This is a genomic window from Paraburkholderia sp. BL9I2N2, assembly GCF_004339745.1.
GTDB lineage: Bacteria > Pseudomonadota > Gammaproteobacteria > Burkholderiales > Burkholderiaceae > Paraburkholderia.
Window position 1 is genome coordinate 1883837 of sequence record NZ_SMGP01000001.1, and the last position, 19893, is coordinate 1903729.

Annotated in this window: 18 protein-coding genes; 9 read left to right on the forward strand and 9 right to left on the reverse strand. The window is 63.8% G+C overall.

The genetic code is table 11. The features are described from left to right. Window positions 1-16 precede the first annotated feature (16 nt). The 3 genes from B0G74_RS08795 to B0G74_RS08805 all read right to left on the reverse strand — a co-directional run bounded on the left by B0G74_RS08795 (window position 17) and on the right by B0G74_RS08805 (window position 3765). On the reverse strand, window positions 17-1582 hold the full coding sequence (locus tag B0G74_RS08795; protein ID WP_132374436.1) for a phospholipase D family protein: 1566 nt from the start codon (window positions 1580-1582) through the stop codon (window positions 17-19). 124 nt (window positions 1583-1706) lie between these two features. Beyond that, entirely contained in the window at window positions 1707-2651 is a 945-nt protein-coding gene (locus B0G74_RS08800) for an arginine deiminase-related protein (RefSeq protein WP_132374437.1), read from the reverse strand. Between the two features lie 52 nt (window positions 2652-2703). Next, on the reverse strand, window positions 2704-3765 hold the full coding sequence (locus B0G74_RS08805; protein ID WP_132374438.1) for an ornithine cyclodeaminase: 1062 nt from the start codon (window positions 3763-3765) through the stop codon (window positions 2704-2706). A 225-nt stretch (window positions 3766-3990) separates the two neighbouring features. On the opposite strand from B0G74_RS08805, the gene B0G74_RS08810 reads away from it, so the two are divergent. Next, window positions 3991-4422, forward strand: coding sequence for an Lrp/AsnC family transcriptional regulator (locus B0G74_RS08810; RefSeq protein ID WP_132374439.1), 432 nt, complete (start codon window positions 3991-3993; stop codon window positions 4420-4422). 73 nt (window positions 4423-4495) lie between these two features. Then, window positions 4496-5809 (forward strand): replication-associated recombination protein A, encoded by a 1314-nt coding sequence (locus B0G74_RS08815; protein ID WP_132374440.1) that lies wholly within the window; start codon window positions 4496-4498, stop codon window positions 5807-5809. A 91-nt stretch (window positions 5810-5900) separates the two neighbouring features. Here B0G74_RS08815 and B0G74_RS08820 read toward each other — a convergent pair whose 3' ends face one another. The 6 genes from B0G74_RS08820 to B0G74_RS08845 form a co-directional block, all read right to left on the reverse strand. Beyond that, a complete protein-coding gene (locus tag B0G74_RS08820; protein WP_132374441.1) occupies window positions 5901-6848 on the reverse strand; it encodes a TauD/TfdA family dioxygenase in 948 nt (315 codons plus the stop codon). A 61-nt stretch (window positions 6849-6909) separates the two neighbouring features. After that, a complete protein-coding gene (locus B0G74_RS08825) occupies window positions 6910-8283 on the reverse strand; it encodes an LLM class flavin-dependent oxidoreductase (protein ID WP_132374442.1) in 1374 nt (457 codons plus the stop codon). A 43-nt stretch (window positions 8284-8326) separates the two neighbouring features. Beyond that, the gene (locus tag B0G74_RS08830) at window positions 8327-9202 is read right to left on the reverse strand and encodes an ABC transporter ATP-binding protein (protein WP_132374443.1); all 876 of its coding nucleotides are present in this window, start codon (window positions 9200-9202) and stop codon (window positions 8327-8329) included. 34 nt (window positions 9203-9236) lie between these two features. Beyond that, window positions 9237-10115: an ABC transporter permease gene (locus B0G74_RS08835; protein ID WP_132374444.1), complete on the reverse strand. Its 879-nt coding sequence runs from the start codon at window positions 10113-10115 to the stop codon at window positions 9237-9239. Between the two features lie 43 nt (window positions 10116-10158). Beyond that, window positions 10159-11010: an ABC transporter permease gene (locus B0G74_RS08840; protein WP_132374445.1), complete on the reverse strand. Its 852-nt coding sequence runs from the start codon at window positions 11008-11010 to the stop codon at window positions 10159-10161. An 18-nt stretch (window positions 11011-11028) separates the two neighbouring features. After that, entirely contained in the window at window positions 11029-12096 is a 1068-nt protein-coding gene (locus B0G74_RS08845; protein WP_132374446.1) for an ABC transporter substrate-binding protein, read from the reverse strand. A gap of 291 nt (window positions 12097-12387) precedes the next feature. On the opposite strand from B0G74_RS08845, the gene B0G74_RS08850 reads away from it, so the two are divergent. The 7 genes from B0G74_RS08850 to B0G74_RS08880 all read left to right on the forward strand — a co-directional run bounded on the left by B0G74_RS08850 (window position 12388) and on the right by B0G74_RS08880 (window position 19717). Next, the gene (locus B0G74_RS08850) at window positions 12388-13878 is read left to right on the forward strand and encodes an MFS transporter (RefSeq protein ID WP_132374447.1); all 1491 of its coding nucleotides are present in this window, start codon (window positions 12388-12390) and stop codon (window positions 13876-13878) included. Continuing rightward, window positions 13878-15155, forward strand: a complete 1278-nt coding sequence (gene soxC / locus B0G74_RS08855; protein ID WP_132374448.1) for a sulfite dehydrogenase — start codon at window positions 13878-13880, stop codon at window positions 15153-15155. Before B0G74_RS08850 ends, soxC begins: the two co-directional genes overlap by 1 nt. Continuing rightward, window positions 15148-15726: a cytochrome c gene (locus tag B0G74_RS08860; protein WP_132374449.1), complete on the forward strand. Its 579-nt coding sequence runs from the start codon at window positions 15148-15150 to the stop codon at window positions 15724-15726. The genes soxC and B0G74_RS08860 overlap by 8 nt, the downstream gene beginning before the upstream one ends. 184 nt (window positions 15727-15910) lie before the next feature. Further along, window positions 15911-16819 (forward strand): TauD/TfdA family dioxygenase, encoded by a 909-nt coding sequence (locus B0G74_RS08865; RefSeq protein ID WP_132374450.1) that lies wholly within the window; start codon window positions 15911-15913, stop codon window positions 16817-16819. Window positions 16820-16888: 69 nt separating this feature from the next. Beyond that, window positions 16889-17941, forward strand: a complete 1053-nt coding sequence (locus B0G74_RS08870) for an ABC transporter substrate-binding protein (protein WP_132374451.1) — start codon at window positions 16889-16891, stop codon at window positions 17939-17941. A gap of 70 nt (window positions 17942-18011) precedes the next feature. Continuing rightward, window positions 18012-18842, forward strand: coding sequence for an ABC transporter ATP-binding protein (locus B0G74_RS08875; protein ID WP_132374452.1), 831 nt, complete (start codon window positions 18012-18014; stop codon window positions 18840-18842). Beyond that, window positions 18839-19717 carry an ABC transporter permease gene (locus B0G74_RS08880; protein WP_132374453.1) on the forward strand — a complete coding sequence of 293 codons (879 nt, stop codon included), beginning with the start codon at window positions 18839-18841 and terminating at the stop codon, window positions 19715-19717. Before B0G74_RS08875 ends, B0G74_RS08880 begins: the two co-directional genes overlap by 4 nt. The last annotated feature ends 176 nt before the right edge of the window (window positions 19718-19893 follow it).

The window sequence follows — 19893 nt, forward strand, 5'->3', positions numbered from 1 at the left end:
CAGCCGGGCCGCTTCATCACAACTGCGACTCGATCGGCAACAAACCGAGGAACCAGATGCCGACACGCTTCATGCTGGACACGCCGGGTTCGTCGAGTTCGCTGACCTTGCCATCCGGCGCGGTGTCGATCCATACGATCCGGCTCGTGCCATTCGCATCCGTGCGGGTTTCGAGCCGCCACGCGATCTGATCGAGCTTCGGCTCGACTCCATCCGCGACTTGTGCGGCGAGTGGGGCACTTTCGCAGTACACGCCGATTTCCGTATTGAGCGTGATCGAACGAGGATCGAGATTCATCGAGCCTATGAAGATGCTGGTTCTGTCGAACACATAGGTCTTCGCATGCAGCGAGGCCTTTGAAGAGCCCAGGATCGATTTCTTTTTCTGGCCGGCGTCTTCGCCGGCGTTCCTGTCGACAACGGGCTTCAACTCATACAGATGCACGCCGGCGTCTAGCAGATCCTTGCGATAACGTTGATATCCCGCGTGAACCACCGCGACGTCGGTCGCGGCGAGCGAGTTCGTCAGCACGGTCACGCGCACGCCGCGCTTCGTTTGCGCGCGCATCCATTCCACGCCCTTTTTGCCGGGGACGAAGTACGGCGAGATGATCAGCACTTCTTTCGCGGGCTCGATACTCAACGCATTGAATTGCGACAGCAGATGTCCCTGTGGATCGTCGGGCGAGCGTGTGATTTTGGCGGGATCGTCGTACAGGAGGGTCGCCTTGCCCCAGGAGAAATCGGTGTCGCGCGCGTTCAGCGTTTCGCCGAGGCGTGCCTTGACCTGCGTGACGTACGGCGAATCGCGCTCGGAGGCGATGAACGCCGTGAGCTTGGCACGATAAGCCGGCAGCGAGTCCGGCTCGGCGGGATGTCCGGTCAGGCTGGCGATCGGATAGGCGGCATCCGAGTTCCAGAATTCGTCGAAAGCATTGGAGACCTTGTGGACGACGGGCCCGAAAGTCAGCACGTCGAGGTCGCCAAAGTCGACCTCGCTGGATGCGCCGAAGTACTCGTCGCCGATATTGCGGCCGCCGAGAATGGCGGCCTGATTGTCCGCGATCAATGCCTTGTTGTGCATGCGCCGATTGATCCGTCTGAACTCGAGCGCCATGCCCAGCTTCTTGAAGGACCGATTGGCGATCGGATTGAAGAGCCGTATTTCGATGTTGGGGTGAGAGCTGAGCGCGAGCAGAACCTTGTCGTCGCCGGCCGTGCCCAGATCGTCCAGCAGAACGCGAACCCTGACGCCGCGATCGGCGGCTTTGAGCACCGCGCCGGCCAGATGACGGCCCGTCAGATCGTCGTGCCAGATGTAGTACTGCAGGTCGAGCGTGCGCTCGGCGGCCTCAGTCAGCACGATGCGGGCGAGCAGGGCATCGACGCCGTTGGACAGCAGATGGAACGCGCTGTTGTCGGGATGCTTGCGCTCCTGCGGGATGAAGGCGACGGCGAGCCGCGTGCCGTCCGTATCCGTCAGTGCGTGCGTCGCGGTACGGCCGGTCTGCGGCGGCAGGCTCGCGCAGCCGGACAGCAGCGTGATCAGCAAGACTGCAACGAGACCGCGGAACGTCGCCATGGTTGTGCCCTTCGAGCGTGCGTGTCCGTAAGATAGCGGCAAGCGTGAGGCGCGTCGAGTGCGGCGTCAGTTGCGCCGCCATCCGGAACGCGTCCATCCCGGGTTGCATCCGGCTTCGCGCCGTTCAGACGGGTCGCCGCGACAAATGAATGCCCCCCAGCATGCAGCGGACCGAGCCCCCGGCCATTTCGATGGTGGGCACGCGCAGTGGCAGCAGTCGGGCAGAGCGTTCGATCAGCGCCTTCTGCCTGGCCGTCAGGCATGACGCGGCCCGCTCCGAAAGCGCGAGCACGCGTCCGCCGCTGCCGGATAGTTCAAGCGCGTTCGCGGCAAAGTTGCCGATCTGCGAGGCGTCGAGATCGATCACGACGCGTCCGCTTTCCATCAGGCGCGCCCTCACTTCGGCGCGCCGACGTTCATCGGCGATCAGGTCGAGCCCGATCAACGCGAACTCTGTTGCGACGCTCATCATGACGTTGGTGTGATAGACCGCGAGACCTGCCGAGTCGACCGCGTCGAAGCATACCGGCTCGAAGTTGAAGTTCGTGCAGAACCGTTCGAGCGCCACCGGATCCGCGCGGCGCGAGCGCACGGCATACGCGATGCGCGCGATGTGGTCCAGCACCATGGCTCCCGTGCCTTCGAGAAACACGTCGTCGTATTCGAGTCCCGAATAGTCGATGACGTCCTGCACGCGATACTGTGCCTTGAACATCTCGATCACATCGCTTCTGCGCTCACGCCGGCGGTTGACGCAGTGCATCGGATACAACGCGACGTGCCCGCCGGGGTGCGTCGAGAACCAGTTGTTCGGGAACACGGAATCGGGCGTGCCCCGTGTTCCGTGGTCCTCGAAGAGATGAACGCGCACGCCCGCGGCTTCCAACGCCGCCGCAGCGGCCGTCACTTCGTCATAGGCGGCGGCCGCTAGCGATCCCGCTTCATTGGGATCTGGGAAGCCGCCGGTGCGCTGAAACGCGTTGTCGCTTGCCGTCTCGGGGTTGGGATAAAAACAGTGCGGGCGGATCACGACGACAGCGGACGGCGCCTGAATCGACAGAAGGCTCATGGATAGGGATCGCGGAAGTAAGAGAACATGCGCGTCGATAGCGGGCTGCGCGTCAGACCGGCGCCAATACGTGGTCGACACTCGCCCGCTCGATGGCTGCCAGTGCGAGTTCGCCGAACAAGTCCTTCGGATCCGCGGCAGGCGGAATCAGCGCGACTTCGATTCCGACTTTGTGTGTCCGCGCGAGCTCATGCAAATAGCGCAGTGCCGAATAGTCTTCGAGCGCGAAGCCGACGGAGTCGAATACGGTGACCTGCTGCGCATTTTCGCGTCCGGCGATTTCGCCGCGCAACACGCGCCACAGTTCGACCACGGGCGAGTCGGCGGCCAATTGCTGAATCTCGCCTTCAATACGGGTCTGCGGCTCGTACTCCACGATCACGCGGCTCATGTTCAGCACATCGGCATGCAGTTCGGTCTTGCCCGGACAGTCGCCGCCCACGGCGTTCAGATGCATGCCCGGTTCGATCATGTCCGGCGTGATGATCGTCGCGTAGGCCTTGTCGGCGGTCACGGTCGTGACGATATCGGCGCCGCGCACGGCCTGCGCAACCGACGTCGCGCGGACGATGCGCAATTGCGGCCACGCCGCGAGATTGCGAATGAGTTTGTCCGTGGCGCGGTCGTCGACGTCGAACACGCGAAGCTCGTCGATGCCCACAAGTGTATGGAACGCAATGGCCTGAAACTCGCTTTGCGCGCCATTGCCGATCAAGGCCATGCGTCGCGAATCGGGCCGAGCCAGTGCATTCGCCGCCAGCGCGGAAGTCGCCGCGGTACGCAGCGCCGTGGTCAAGGTGAGTTCGGAAAGAAACAGCGGGTAACCGGTATCCACCGAGGCCAGTGCGCCAAACGCCATGACGGTTTGCATGCCGCGCTCGGCATTGATGGGATGACCGTTCACGTACTTGAAGGCAAACAGCTCCGCGTCGGCCACAGGCATCAACTCGATGACGCCGAGTCGCGAATGGCAGGCGACACGCGGCGACTTGTCGAACTCGCTCCAGCGCAGATAGTCGGCACGGATGATCTGGGCAAGTTCGTCGAGAAAGCGCGGTACGCCGATATCGGCGACGAGCCGGTACGTTGCGGGTACGTCGAGGAAGCGGGTCATGGTGATGTCTCCGTTGTTGTTGCAGGCTCCGAACCGGAGCGATAGCGAAATTATTCCGTGCCTCCACGCCAACAAAAAGACAACAAACATTGCAGTTTGGTGCTCGGAAGTGTCAAGATGCGCACTCCGAATGCGCGTTTTGTACTGTCCGCACTTCTATCTGACCCAGGTATGCTCGACGCAGCCTGAACGGAACCCGGCCGGAAACCGGTGTAGGCTCAAAAAATGATCGATCTCGACGACATCGACCGGCAGTTGATTGCTTTACTGCGCGATGACGCGCGCATGTCCGTTGTGACGCTGGCGAAGCACTTGCGGGTCGCTCGCGCCACGGTGCAGAACCGGCTGACGCGGCTGGAAAAGAGCGGCGTGATCGTGGGCTATACCGTGCGCCTGAAACCCGCGGCGGAGGCGCACCGGATCCGGGCGTTGATGTCGATTGCGGTTGAAGGCAACCGCGCGGCCGATGTGCTCAAAGTGCTTCGTGGCCACCCCAACGTCGCGACGATCCACAGCACCAATGGGCGTTGGGACCTGATCGCGGAGCTGCGGGCGGATTCACTGGAAAACTTCGATCGGGTGCTTGGCGCGATCCGTCTGATCGACGGCATCGCGAGTACTGAAACGAGTATTCTGCTGTCGACTCACAAGATATAAGGGCGTTTTATTGCGGCCACTCAATTCCGTGAGCCCGCACGTCCGCCAAGGGAAAGCCGCTCACATCCGCACCATGACCGACCTCTTTGCCACTCAGCCTCGCGCGCCGCTCGCCGAGCAACTCCGGCCCGAATCGCTCGACGATGTCGTCGGGCAGTCTCACCTGCTGGGCCCGGGTAAGCCGCTGCGGCTCGCCCTCGACTCCCAACGACTGCACTCGTTCATTCTGTGGGGGCCGCCCGGCGTCGGCAAGACGACGATTGCGCGGCTTGCCGCGCGGGCTTTCGACTACGAGTTCATTGCCGAGTCGGCCGTCGCCGCCGGCGTCAAGGAACTGAGGGAGGCCGCCGCGCGTGCCCAGCAGATGCTCGACCACCGGGGCCGCTCGACCGTCCTGTTCCTCGATGAAATTCACCGGCTCAACAAGAGCCAGCAAGACGCCTTGCTGCCGCACGTGGAAACGGGCCGGCTGACGCTCATCGGCGCGACCACGGAGAATCCCAGCTTCGAGGTCAACAGCGCGCTGCTGTCGCGGGCGCAGGTGTACGTGCTCAAGCCGCTATCCGACGAGGAATTGCGGCAGCTCTTCCGGCGAGCGCAGGCGGTGTTGGGCGAACTCGAGTTCGAGCCATCCGCGCTCGATGCCGTGATCGGCTTTGCCGACGGCGACGGCCGCAAGTTTCTGAACCTCGTCGAGCAGCTCGCCAATGCCGCTACCGCAGCCGGGCTCACACGCATCGACGCGAGCTTCGTCAGCACCGCGTCCGCGACAACGACGCGGCGTTTCGACAAAGGGGGCGAGGAGTTCTACGACCAGATTTCCGCGCTGATCAAATCCGCGCGCGGCTCCGATCCGGATGCCGCGTTGTACTGGATGGCGCGAATGATCGACGGCGGTGTCGACGTGCGTTATCTCGCGCGCCGCATCATCATCCTGGCGAGCGAGGAGGTGGGTAATGCGGATCCGCGAGCGTTGCAGGTCGCAGTGAACGCGGCCGAGGCCTATGAACGGCTCGGTTCGCCCGAAGGCGAACTGGCGCTCGCCCAGGCCCTCGTGTATATCGCCGTCGCGCCGAAGTCGAATGCGCTCAGCATGGCGTGGCATCAGGCGCTGTCATTCGTGCGCGGCGACCGCACGCGGGCGGTGCCGCTACATCTTCGGAATGCGCCGACGCAGCTCATGAAGGATCTCGGCTACAAAAAGGACTACCGCTACGCGCATGACGAACCGGATGCGTACGCGGCGGGCGAACACTACTTTCCCGAAGACGTCGCCGAACAACGCTGGTATCAGCCGGTGCCGCGCGGACTGGAATCAAAAATCGGCGACAAGCTCGCTCATCTGCGCGAACTCGACGCGCAGGCACGCGGGAAACTGAAGCGGTAGGCGCTGTCGATCTGATCGACAGCGCCGGTCAGGGCCGCGATATCTTTTTGCTGCGCCCGCTGCCGGTTTTCCGCTCGCGGGGCCTTCGTCCTTAGTTCAACGCAACCGCCGCCGCGGCGCTCACCGGCGAGCCTTCTATCGCCACCGACTGCGTGCCGTCCGGGCCAACGGGCACGTCGCCAACGAGTGTCGTGCGATACAGTTGCCGGTCGAAGTCGAGATCGAAAATATCCGTGGGCGCGAGGTGGGCCGTCGCCCGGTTGTCCCAGAACGCGATGCTGCCCGCCTCCCATTTGAAGCGCACGGTGAACTCCGGCCGCGTCACATGTTCCCAGAGCAGCTCGAGCAACACCTGGCTTTCACGCGGGCTCACGCCGACGATCGACTTCAGGAAGCTCGGGCTGACATAGAGCGCCCGCTCGCCCGTTTCCGGATGAACTCTGACAAGCGGATGTTCGGTGACGAGCCTGCGTTGCTCGACGGCTTTGTTGAACGCCTCCGTGCCGCTCGCGCCGGCCGGCGGCGTGAAACGGTGCAGCCCGCGCAGACCATCGACGAACGCACGCAGCGGTGCGGACAGCTTCTGATAGGCGGCCACCAGGTTGGTCCACTGCGTGTCGCCGCCGTAAGGCGGAATCGTCACGCCACGCAGGATCGACGCCCAGGGCGGATTGAGCGCGGCCGTCACGTCCGTATGCCAGCCGGTCCACGGGCGTTGCAGCGTTTGCCCCTCGAAGCGCGTCGCTTTGCGGTACTTCGAAATCGAGTAGATCTCCGGATGACCGTCCACGTGGCCGAACACCGGATGCCCCAAGGTCAGTTCGCCGAACTGCGCCGAGAACGCGACGTGCTGCTCGTGCGTGAGAAACTGCTCGCGAAAGAAGACGACGCGCCACTTCAGAAGCGCCGCGCGAATCTCCGCGATCTGGCGCGCATCCAGCTTTTGCGTAAGATCGACACCATGAATTTCCGCGCCGATATGCGCGGAAAGCGGCGTGACCTGAATCGACTGTACGTCCTGCACTGCGGCTGCACTCATGAAAAGCTCCTGATGTCCTGATGAAGAGAACGTGTCCGGCGGCGCGAAAACCGCCGCTTGATCAGCTTGCCAGGGCGGCGACTTGCTGCGTCGCTGACGCATGGCGATTCACGGGGCGCGGCAGCCCGAGGTTGTCGCGCAGCGTGCTGCCCTCGTATTCCGTGCGGAACAGTCCACGCCGTTGCAACTCCGGCACGACCTGGTCGGCGAATTCCGTCAACCCGCCCGGCAACCACGGCGACATGATGTTGAACCCATCCGCGCCTTCTTCTTCGAACCACTGTTGCAACTGGTCCGCAATGCTCGTCGGCGTGCCGACCACCTGCTGATGGCCGCGCGCGCCCGCAATGCGCAGATACAGATCGCGGATCGTCAGGTTCTCGCGCCGCGCGAGATCGAACAGCAGCCGTTGACGGCTCTTGCCGCCATTGGTTTCCGGCAATTCGGGCAGCGGCCCGTCGACGGGATACTGGGAAAGGTCCACGCCGCCCGACATGTTCGACAGCAGCGAGAGACCCACGGTCGGATGAATCAGGTCCTGCAGCTTGGCGAATTTCTCCTCGGCTTCCTCCTGCGTGCGGCCGACAATCGGGAAAATGCCCGGCATGATCTTCAGATGATCCGGCGCGCGCCCGTATTTCGCCAGACGCCCTTTGACGTCGCGATAGAACGACTGCGCTTCGTCGAGCGTCTGATGCGCGACGAAGATCACCTCCGCGGTCTGCGCGGCGAGCTCGCGCCCGGCCTCGGACGCGCCGGCCTGCACGACGACCGGCCAGCCCTGCGGCGAACGCGCGACGTTCAGCGGCCCGCGTACCTTGAAATGCTTGCCCGCATGGCCGAGCACGTGCAGCTTGTCCGGGTCGAAGTAGACGCCGCTCTCCTTGTCGCGGATAAACGCATCGTCTTCCCAGCTATCCCACAGCCCTGCCACCACGTCGTAGAACTCGCGAGCGCGCTCGTAGCGGACCGCGTGATCCGGATGCCGATCGAAACTGAAATTGAGCGCCTCGGATTCCGTGCTCGACGTGACGAGATTCCAACCCGAGCGGCCGCCGCTCAGATGATCGAGCGATGCGAATTTGCGCGCGAGGTTGTACGGTTCGTTGAATGTCGTGGAGACCGTCGCGATCAGGCCGACGTGTTTCGTGACAACCGAGAGTGCCGAAAGCAAGGTCAGCGGTTCGAAATGATCGGCGCGCGCGGTGCGGGATAGGGAAGGCAGATTCGTGTCGCGTACGCTCACGCTGTCGGCGAAAAAAATCGCGTCGAATTTGGCGCGCTCGGCGATCTGCGCGAGTTCCGCGTAGTGCGCGAAGTCGAGTCCACCCGTCGCATGCGCATCGGGGTGTCGCCATGCGGCAATGTGATGGCCCGTCTCCATCAGGAAGGCCCCCAGTTTGATCTGCCGCTTCCGCTGTGTTTCGCCGCTCATCGTCTGCTCCATGAAGGTTTGTTGTTCGGGGAGAACGCGTGCGTCACCATGCAAGCCGCCATTCCGTGATCGGCGGGCTTGCTACTGGAACGCGCGTGCCTCCGTTCGGCCTGTCATCATCGCGGTCCTCGCGCGCTTCGCGTCGCGTGCCATCCTGATCGGCGAAGTCGGCCAGCACTTCGTCGCGCAAACGGATGAAGCGTGGATCGTTGCGCTCGCGTGGCCGCGGCAATGCGACGTCGACGATCCGCTTGATGCGGCCCGGCCGCGGCGCCATCGTGACGACGCGCTCGCCGAGGTAAAGCGCTTCGTCGACGTCGTGCGTGACGAGGATCATCGTGATGCGCTCGTGTTCCCAGATGCGCTGCAACTCGTTCTGCAAACGGCCGCGCGTGAGCGCGTCGAGTGCGCCGAACGGCTCGTCGAGCAGCAGCACGCGCGGACGATTGACGAGGCCGCGCGCGATCGCGACGCGCTGCGCCATGCCGCCCGACAATTGATGCGGGTAAGCATTTTCAAAACCCTTGAGTCCGACCAGCGCGATATGTTCCGCCACGGCTTCGCGTTTCTCGCGTGCGGAAAGCGGCGCGTTACGCAGCGCGGCGAGAATGTTTTGCGACGCCGTGAGCCACGGAAAGAGCCGGTGGTCCTGGAACACGATGCCGCGTTCGAGCGACGTATCGCGGACCTTGTCGCCGGCGACGACGATGTCGCCGCTATAGTCGGTGTCGAGTCCCGCGATCAGCCGCAGCAACGTTGATTTGCCGCAGCCGCTCGAGCCGAGCACGCTGACGAACTCGCCCGCGCGCACGCGCAGGCTGATGTCGTCGAGCACCGCGAGCGGCGCGCCGCCTTGCTGCGCGTAGCGCTTGCTGACGTGAAGAATGTCGATGCTGTCGGAGAGCGTGGAAGCAGTCATGGGCGGTCCGGTGTGTGAGAGTTCAGGTGCGGGTTCAGCGCGTGGCCGACTGGAACCGGCGCGCAAAGATCGCCCGTTCGACGGCCCGCGCGAGCGCATTCAACGCCCAGCCCGTCACCCCGACCACGATCACGCCGAACAGCACCAGGTCCATGCGGAATTGCTCGCTGCCGTCGATCAAGGTGTTGCCGATGCCGCTGCCGGCCACCAGCAGATACTCGGCGCCGAGCGTGGCGAGCCACGAATAGATCAGCGCGAGGTAGATGCCGGTAAAGATCGACGGCAGCGCGGCCGGCAGAATCACCGCGCGGATGAGCTGCCATCGCGAGTAGCGGAACGCGCGCGCGACTTCGATATAGGCGCGCGGCACGGCGTGGATGCCGTCGCAGGTATGCGCGGTGACGGGCAGGAGCGCGGCGAGCGAGAGGAACACGACTTTCGCGGCATCGCCGAGACCGAACCACACGGAGATCAACGGGATCCATGCAAACAGCGAGATCTGTTTGAAGGTGTCGAAGCTCGGTCCGACCATGCGTGTGGCGAGCCGCGAAAAGCCGAGCGCGCTGCCGAGCAGCAAACCGCCCAGCGTGCCGATCACGAAGCCGCTCGCTTCGCGCGCGAGCGATGCCGAGAGCGCCTTCAGCAGCGCGCCGCTCTCGATCTGCTGCCATGCGGTGGCGAGGACTTGCGCGGGACTCACGAGCAATCCGCTTTTGACCACGTGCGCTTCCGAGACGGCCCACCAGATCACGATTGCGATGACGGGCAAGACGGCGCCGCGCCAGTCGACGCGTGTCAGCAGCGGGCGGCGCGGTTGGGCGGCGCGCCGGAAGGAAGCGGGCGCGCCGCAATCGCAGGACGCGTCGGCGGACTGTTGCGACTGACTGGAACGCTTGAAGAGGGCGAGACTCATCGTAGTTACCTCACGTGTAGCGTCATGGATGCGATTGATGCGATCACTCGCGAAACGCCGACGGCTGTCCGCGCCGCAAACGCGCTTCGAGCGCATCGAGCGCACGGTTCACCGCATAGCCAATCGCGCCGACCACGACCACCGACGCCATCACCAGATCGAGCTGAAAAAGTTGCCGCCCGTAGACGATCAGATAGCCGAGCCCTTCAGAAGACGCAACCAGTTCGACGACCACCAGCGCGAGCCAGGCTTTAGTGAACGCGAGCCGCACGCCCGTGGCGAGCGTCGGTACAGCCGCGGGCAGCACGAGATAGACAATCCGCTGCCAGCCGCTGTATTCGAATACGCGCGCGACTTCATCGAGCGCGGCGGGTGTCTGGCGGAATCCCTGCAGCGTGCTCAACGTGACCGGCACGAGTGCCGCATGCGCGATCAGGATGTATTTGAGCGGCTCGCCCACGCCCACGAGCAACAGCAGGAACGGCAGCCAGCCGAGCACCGGAATCTGCACCAGCGCATTGAAGCTCGGCAGCACGTAAGCCTCGAGCGTGCGCGACAACCCCAGCGCCGCGCCGAGCGCGAAGCCGAGCAGCGTGCCAGCGCCGAAACCGAGCAGCACGCGTTGCAGGCTGACCAGCGTATTGCGCGCGAGGTCGCCGCTCTTCGCCAGTTCGAGCAGCGTCTCGAACACGCGCTCGGGCGGCGGCAGAATCTGCGGCGCGATCCAGCCGCGTTCGCAACCCACGGCCCACAGCGCGAACAGCAGCGCGGGCAAGACCCATGGCGCGAGCCGCCACGCGAGCGCGCGCAGGCGCGGCTCGCGAAACAGCGGAACGTGAGGCGTGGTGGACGACGCGAGCCGTTCGCGTTCGACCTGGATTGCGGTGTCGCTCATCGTGATCGCTCCGGTGGATTAGCTGAGCGGTTTGCCCGCAGCGTCGTAACGCGTCCAGTAGTGGTCGAGCTTTTGCGTGCGCAGCGCATTGTCGAGATATTTCGTTTCGAACCAGCCATCGACCTCGACCGGCTGGCGGATTAGTTTGAGGTTCAGCGCATCCGTCGCGACGGCTTTGTAGCGACCCACGATGAACGGATCGATCAACGGTGAGTTGCGATCCTTCAGCTTCTGATTGGCGAACTCGGCCTGCCACGACGAATAGGGCACGCCGCTTTTGGCCCATAGCTTGAAGAGGGCATCGCGGTTCGCTTCGTCGGAGGACCATTGCGCGCCTTGCACGAACACGTTGACGACACGCTGCACGATGTCCGGATGCGCATGATCGAAGTCATCGACCACAAGCAGGTGCGACTGCCGCGTGAATTGCGGACCGTCGTTCTGCGATTCGTAGACCACCTTCGCAAGGCCCTGATCGCGCAGCTTGTAGACGTGGTAATCGTTGACCGACGCGTCGATGCCCTTGGAGGCGAGCGCCGCGAGCGAACTCGCGGTGTCCAGATTGATCACGCGCAGGTCGCGCTCGTTCAACTGATTCGCGGCGAGCGCGTTGTCGGCGACGAGCTGCAGATTGGTGCCGCGAAAGATCGACACGCGCCGGCCCTTCAGGTCCTTGATCGAACGCACATCCGAGTCGGCCGGCACCGCGACCTTGATGCCGGTGCGCACGCCCGAGGCGAGCAGCAAGTGCGTTTTCAGGCCATTGGCGCGGGCGAGCACCGCCGGGAGGTCACCTTGGAAAGCGAAGTCGAGCGATTTGTCGGCGATCGCTTCATTGACTGCCGGACCGGCACCTTTAAAGAACAGCCACTCGACCTTGATGCCGTCGGCGGCGAATTCCTTTTCGAGCGACTGCTGCAATTGCACGGTCGCCGCCGGCGAGCCGCCGAAGGAGGGCGGATCGCCCGTGCCTTGCTGCGCGACGCCGATGCGGATCACCGCGGGCTTGTCGGCATAGGCGTGAGCCGCGGCAAGCGAGAGGGTCGCCACGGCGACGAAAGACTTCAGCAGACGGAAATAGCGCATGCGCAAATACCAATCGAGGAGTGGGAGCGGGTGTAAAAGCTCGGGTTGGCGGATAACCGGCGCGCCGGCCGCCGGAACTACACGTTAGATTCGCGTGTGCTCGAATCCAACCAATCATTGCAGATAAGAAAATCTGCAGAAGTGCGAACCGTGCGGTGAGCAGCGCCACTGCGTGGCGCGCCATGAAGCCAGCGCGGAAATCCCGATTTGCATAGTTGAATTCGTCGTTTTGCCGGCGTGAATCGCATGGCTACCATGCAACGCTTCAGCCATTCATGCGAAACCCGGATCATGTCCACTGTTGCTTTTCCGTCGACCGCCGTCGACACTCAAACGCCCGCCGACAGCGCGGCGCGGCCCGCTGTCATCCGTAGCGCGCAAGACGTTTCGCGCATCGTCAACGCCGGCGCCGCGAAGGGCAGCAATGCGCGCATCGTGATTGCCATCGCGCTCGGCGGTGTCTTTCTGGATGCTTACGATCTGACCTCGCTTGCTTATGGGATCAAGGACATCGCGCGTCAGTTCTCGCTGTCGCCGGTGCAGGTGGGTTTCGTTTCATCGGCCATTACCTTCGGCGCGATTCTCGGTGCGCTGTTCGGCGGTTATCTGACGGATCGCATCGGCCGCTATCGTGTGTTCATGGCCGACATGCTGTTCTTCGTGGTCGCCGCGATCGCGGCCGGTCTCGCGCCGAATGCGTGGGTGCTCGGCGGCGCGCGGTTTCTGATGGGTTTCGGCGTCGGTCTCGATCTGCCGGTGGCGATGGCGTTTCTCGCGGAGTTCTCGCGCGTGGCGGGCAAGGGCAACAAGGCGGCCAGCGTCGCCGCGTGGTGTCCGGCGTGGTATGCGGCCACGAGCACCTGCTATCTGCTGATTCTCGGCCTCTACGCGATTTTGCCCGACCATCAGCTCGGCTGGCTGTGGCGTCTGACGCTGGCCTTCGGCGCCGTGCCCGCCATCGCGATCATTCTCGTGCGCAGCCGTTATATCAGCGAATCGCCGGTGTGGGCCGCGAATCAGGGCAATCTCGACGAAGCCGCCCGCATCCTGAAACGCTCATATGGCGTGGATGCTGTGGTCGAGAAAAGCGACACGCCGGTTAAAACGCCGCGTGCCGCTTCATGGCGCAACTACGGTGTGCTCTTCAACGCAACGTATCGCCGCCGCACGATTCTCGCCGCGGTGATCGGCAGTGCTTCCTCGTTCGGCTACAACGCGATCATCTTCGGCTTGCCGGTGATCATCACCAGCTTCTTCCAGCAGGGGCCGCTCACGACGATCATCGCCGCGCTGGCGCTGAATCTGGCGTTCGCATTCGTCGGCGGCCTGATCGGCGTGCGCACCGCGCCGACGGTCGGCGCATGGAAAATGACGGTGCTCGGACACGCGCTGCAGTTCGCCTCGCTGATCGGCCTCGCGCTGATCGGCAAACCGGGCAGCGGCGCGCTCGTCGTGGTGGCGATCCTGCTGCTCGGCGGCTATCTGTTCGGGCAAGGTTTCGGACCGGGCTCTCATTCGATGACGTATGCGTCGCTGAGCTATCCCACCTCATTGCGCGGGATCGGCGTGGGTTTCAACCAGACGCTGGTGCGCTCCGCCTCGACGGTCTCGCTGTTTCTCTTTCCGGTGCTGGCCGCCGCGCTCGGCACGAAGGTGTTCTGGCTGATCGCGATCGCGCCGCTGAGTTCGCTGCTCACGTTGCTGGTAATTCGGTGGGAGCCGTCGGGCTATGACATCGACGGCGAGGATTACGCGGAGCCAGCCGTGACGGGAACGCGATAATGCCTGCGCGTATCGCTCAACCGGATACGCCGCCGTCGCGCGGTCGCCGTCGCGTGCTTGGCCGTTTGGCACTCGGCAGCCTCGTTGCTTCGCAAGCCGCGGCAGCGAGCGAATTGCTCAAGCCGCTCGAGGTCGCGCCGTCGAGCCGCGTGCCCGGCGCGCCCATACTCGAGCATCCGTACGGCGTGCCGTCGCCGCATGAGGCGGACGTCGTGCGGCGCAGCGCACGCGCATGGCCGCTGCCCGGCGCGGCTTCGTCGATGACCCCGCTCGCCGATTTGCACGGCACGCTCACGCCCAACGGTCTCGTCTACGAACGTCATCACGGCGGCGTGCCCGATATCGATCCCGATCAGCACAGGCTGGCGATTCACGGACTCGTGCGGACGCCGAAACTGTTCACGATGGACGACCTGCTGCGCCTGCCATCCGAATCGCGGATTCATTTTCTCGAATGTTCCGGGAATACCGGCAATGAATGGAACGGGCCCAGCGGCATGCCCGTGCAACTCACACACGGTCTGCTGTCGTGTTGCGAATGGACCGGCGTGCGCCTTTCCACCTTGCTGGAAGAGGTCGGCGGTGTATCGGTGTCCGGCAACGGAACACAGGGCGGCTGGTTACTCGCGGAAGGCGCGGACGCCTCTGCAATGACCCGCAGTTTGCCGCTCGAACGGATACTCGATCGCGCGCTCGTGGTGTACGCGCAAAACGGTGAACGCTTGCGTCCGGAGAATGGTTATCCGTTGCGTCTGATCGTCCCCGGATTCGAGGGCAATACCAACGTCAAGTGGCTGCGTCGGCTGAAGGTGGTCGACGCACCGCTGCAAACGCGCGAGGAAACCTCGAAGTACACCAGCCTGCTCGCGAACGGCACCGCGCGTCAGTTCGCGTTCGAGATGGACGCGAAGTCGGTGATCACGCGGCCGTCACCGGGGCATCGGCTCACCACGCACGGTTATTACCCGATCACCGGTCTGGCCTGGTCCGGGCGCGGCACGGTCCGCAAGGTCGAGGTCTCGACCGATGGCGGGACGACGTGGCGCGCCGCGCGTCTCGTCGGCGCGATCCATGATCGCGCGTTGACGCGCTTCGAGGCGGACTGGCGGTGGGACGGCGGCGCCGCCGCGATTCTGTCGCGCGCCACGGATTCGACCGGTTATGTGCAGCCGACGCGCGCCGAACTCGTCGCCGCGCGCGGGCTGAATTCGCAGTACCACTACAACGCGATTCAGCAGTGGCGCGTGGACGCAAGCGGCGAGGTGCGGAATGCGTGAGAGGCTTTCGCGATACACGCTTGCGCGTGCGGCGCTGGCCGTGCTGCTGGCCCTGACGGCGCTGACTTCGTGTTCATCGGTGACGCCGGGCGCGCGCAGCGCTGATGCGAGTCACGACATCGGCACGCCGCTTACCGGGCAAGACCTCGCCGCATGGGACATCGACATCGCGCCGAATGGCCGCGGCCTGCCGGCGGGCAGCGGCGACGTCGCCACAGGCGCGCACATCTTTGCCGCGAAATGCGCGGCCTGTCACGGCGCGCAGGGCCAAGGCGGTCTCGGCGATCAGCTCATAGGCGGGCAGGGCACGTTGACGAGCGCAAAGCCGAAGCGCACGGTGGGCAGCTATTGGCCGTACGCGACCACGCTGTTCGACTATATCCGCCGCGCGATGCCCTACAACGCGCCCGAATCGCTTTCCGCCGACGAGGTGTACGCGGTGAGCGCATTCCTGCTCAACCAGAACGGCATCGTGCCGGCGAATACGCGGCTCGACGCGGCGTCGCTGCCGCGCGTGGTCATGCCCAATCGCGATGGTTTCGTCGCCGATCCACGTCCTGGGCGACTTTAAAGGCTCGGTGAATGGATGCATCCAGAGGCGATCAACTGCCCGGAACGCGTTAAAGCATCGGGTTTATCACTCCAGCAGATAACAGTATCGGATTTGCTTCGTTGTCGGCGCGCGCCCGCGCCGGTAAATTCGTCTGACTGCGCCCTAGCCGGCGTTTCCGAACAGATTCGACGAAGAGTTTCCTGTGACGACTGCCTTTGCACCTACCGCCGCCAGCGAGACTGGCCGCGTCCATCAAGCCCAGCCCATCGAAATTCGCGCTTTCGACGGCCCCGTCGGTGCCGAAGTGCTGGGCCTCGATCTCGGCCAGCCGCTGAGCGACGACGATTTCCGCCGCATTCACCGCGCGCATCTGGATCATCACGTGCTGGTGTTTCGCGACCAACGCATCACACCGGATCAGCAGATCGCCTTCAGCCGCCGCTTCGGTCCGCTGCAGATTCATGTGCTGCATCAGTTCCAGCTGATTGGCTATCCGGAGGTGCTGGTCGTCTCGAACATCGTCGAGAACGGCCAGCCGATCGGTCTCGGCGATGCCGGTCACTACTGGCATTCCGACCTGTCGTACAAGGAGAAGCCGAGCCTCGGCTCGCTGCTGCACGCGCAGGAACTGCCGGCAGAAGGCGGCGACACGCTGTTCGCCAACATGCATCTGGCGTACGAGACGCTGCCCGCGCATTTGCGCGCCGCGGTGGAAGGGCGTTCGGCGGAGCACACGTATCTCGCGAAATACGCCGAGCTGCAAAAGCGCAGCCCGTGGCGCCCGAATCTCTCCGCCGAGCAGATCGCGCAGGTGAAGCCGGTCGTGCATCCGATCGTGCGCACGCATCCGGAGACCGGACGCAAGGCGCTCTTTGTCGGCGAGCATTTCACGACCCGCGTGATCGGCTTGCCCGAAGACGAGAGCAAGCAGTTGCTCGACGAAATATTCGCGCATAGCGTGCGCCCCGAGCATCTGTACCGCCATCAGTGGGCCGAACACGACATGGTGTTCTGGGACAACCGCTCATTGATGCATCTCGCGGCCGGCACGCCGGATCATCTGCGCCGCAAACTGTATCGCACGACGATTGAAGGCGACGTGCCGTTCTGACGGCCACGTGGCCCGCTTTGGCCACTGCTTTTACCAAAACTACACGCTCACACGCTGACCGGAGTTCCGATGCTCGCCATGTTTCGCCCGACCGCCGCGCGGTCGTCTTTCGCTCGCCGTTTGACCGCGACGCTGCTGACTCTGTCGACGGCTGCGGCCGGTCTCGGCGCAGCCATGCCCGCGCATGCCGAAGGGCAGATTCGCGTGGCCGAGCAGTTCGGCATCGTCTATCTGCTGCTGAACGTGGCGCGCGATCAGCAGTTCGTCGAGAAGGAAGGGCGTAAGCAGGGGCTCGATATCAAGGTCGACTGGGTGAAGCTCTCGGGCGGGGCCGCCGTCAACGACGCGCTGCTCTCCGGCGCGGTGGATATCGCCGGCGCGGGCGTGGGCCCGTTGCTCACGATCTGGGATCGTACGCATGGCAAGCAGAACGTGAAGGGCGTGGCGTCGCTCGGTAATCTGCCGTATTACCTCATCAGCAACAATCCCGACGTCAAGACGATTGCCGACTTCAGCGAGAAGGACCGCATCGCGGTGCCGGCCGTCAACGTGTCGGTGCAATCGCGCGTGCTGCAATATGCGGCGGCGAAACGTTGGGGCGACAAGGATTACAACCGCCTCGACAAGTTCACGCAGGCTTTGCCGCATCCCGACGCGGCCGCGGCGATCATCGCGGGCGGCACGGAAATTACCGGACACTTCGGCAATCCGCCGTTTCAGGAGCAGGAACTGGCGGGCAATCCGAAGGCGCACATCGTGCTGAATTCATACGACGTGCTGGGCGGCCCGAGTTCGGCGACCGTCCTGTACGCAACGGAAAAATTCCGCGACAACAATCCGAAGACGTACCGCGCATTCGTCGACGCGCTCGCCGACGCGGCGCGCTTCATCACGGCGAATCCCGATGCCGCGGCCGATATCTATATCCGCACGAATCAGTCGAAGATCGACCGCAATCTGCTGCTGAAAGTCATCAAGGATCCGCAAGTGCAGTTCAAGGTCGCACCGCAGAACACGTTCGGACTCGCGCAGTTCATGCATCGCGTCGGTGTGATCAGGAACGAACCGAAGTCCTGGAAGGACTATTTCTTCGACGACCCGGCGACCGCCACCGGAAGCTGAACATGAGTGCATACGCGAGCATCGCTGGATATCTATCGGCCCGAGTGGTCGGCTTACAGGGAGCGATCTGATGGTGGCCAATCCTACTGTGCTGTTTCCGAACCGCGCCGAAGCAACCGCGCCGGCGACCAGCGAAAAATTGCTTGCGGTCGAAAACGTCAACCTCGAATACCGCACGCGTGAGCAGATCGTGCGCGCGACTCATGACGTGAGTTTCGACGTCTACGGCGGCGACCGTTTCGTGCTGCTGGGACCGTCCGGTTGCGGCAAATCGACTCTGCTCAAAGCGGTGGCCGGCTTTATCGAGCCGACATCCGGCAGCATCTCGCTCGACGGTCAGACTATCCGAGGCCCCGGCGCCGATCGCATTGTCGTGTTTCAGGAATTCGACCAGTTGCCGCCGTGGAAGACCGTATTGCAGAACGTGGCCTTTCCGCTGCGCGTCGCGAAGAAGCTCTCGCGCGCGGAGGCCAACGAGCGGGCGCTGCATTATCTGGAGAAGGTCGGGCTTGCGTCGTTTGCCAATGCTTATCCGCATACGTTGTCGGGCGGTATGAAGCAGCGCGTCGCGATTGCTCGCGCGTTGGCGATGCAGCCGCGCGTGCTGCTGATGGACGAGCCGTTCGCCGCGCTCGACGCGCTGACTCGCCGCAAGATGCAGGAAGAGCTATTGCGTCTGTGGGAAGAGGTGAACTTCACACTGCTGTTCGTCACGCATTCGATCGAAGAAGCGCTGGTGGTGGGCAACCGCATTCTGCTGTTGTCGCCGCATCCGGGCCGCGTGCGTGCGGAGCTCAACAGCCATCAATTTTCGCAGGACAGTTTCGGGCGCAGCGATTTTCAGCGCAGCGTCGCGCGTATTCATCACCTGTTGTTCGAAGAGACGGAGGCCGTGCAATGAGTTCTCCCGCCACCTTGCTGCCGCCGGTTCGCAAGGAGTACGAGCGTCCGCTCGAACCGCTCGGCGAGCTCGTGCTCGAAGCGCCGCTGCCGCTCGGCAAGCGCCTCTTCGCGCAGAGCTGGTTGCGCAAGACGCTGATTGCGCTGGTGTTGATCGGTATCTGGGAAATCACCGCGCGCGCGATCGACAACGATCTGCTGCTGCCGACGTTCGGCGCGACGTTCAGTGCGTTCGTACAAGGCGTGTGGTCGGGCGAACTGCTGCAAAAAACGGCGGTGTCGATGTCCGTGCTGCTGCGCGGCTATCTGCTGGGCGCGGCGCTCGCCTTCGTGCTGACGTCGCTCGCCGTGTCGACCCGTCTGGGCCGCGATGTCCTGTCGATGCTGACCGCGATGTTCAACCCGCTGCCGTCCATCGCGCTGTTGCCGCTCGCGTTGCTCTGGTTCGGCCTCGGTACCGGAAGCCTGTTGTTCGTGCTAGTCCATTCGGTGCTTTGGCCGCTGGCGCTGAACACCTATTCCGGTTTTCAGTCGGTGCCGGCGACGCTGCGCATGACCGGCCGCAACTACGGGCTCACCGGCATGCGCCATGTGCTGCTGATTCTGGTGCCTGCGGCATTGCCGGCGATTCTGGCGGGCTTGCGGGTAGGTTGGGCGTTTGCCTGGCGTACGCTGATTGCGGCCGAACTCGTGTTCGGCGCGAGTTCCGGCAGCGGTGGTCTCGGCTGGTACATCTTCCAGAATCGCAACGAGCTGTACACGGACCGCGTTTTCGCGGGCCTCGCCGCGGTAATCGTAATCGGCTTGCTGATCGAGCATCTGGTGTTCGATACACTCGAACGCGTGACCGTACGGCGCTGGGGCGTGCAGCACTGACGGCCGCAATCATGGCGCCATCTGCGCGCGCCGCAAGAACTGAACGGTTGCGCAACGATCCTGTCGAACTATCTGGTGCTGGCGACTACTCTAATGTAGAAGGCGCCAAAGTATGACGAAAGGTGCACTGCACAAAACCTGACGAAACTCCCGGTTGCTGTCGCTGCCGCCGTGAA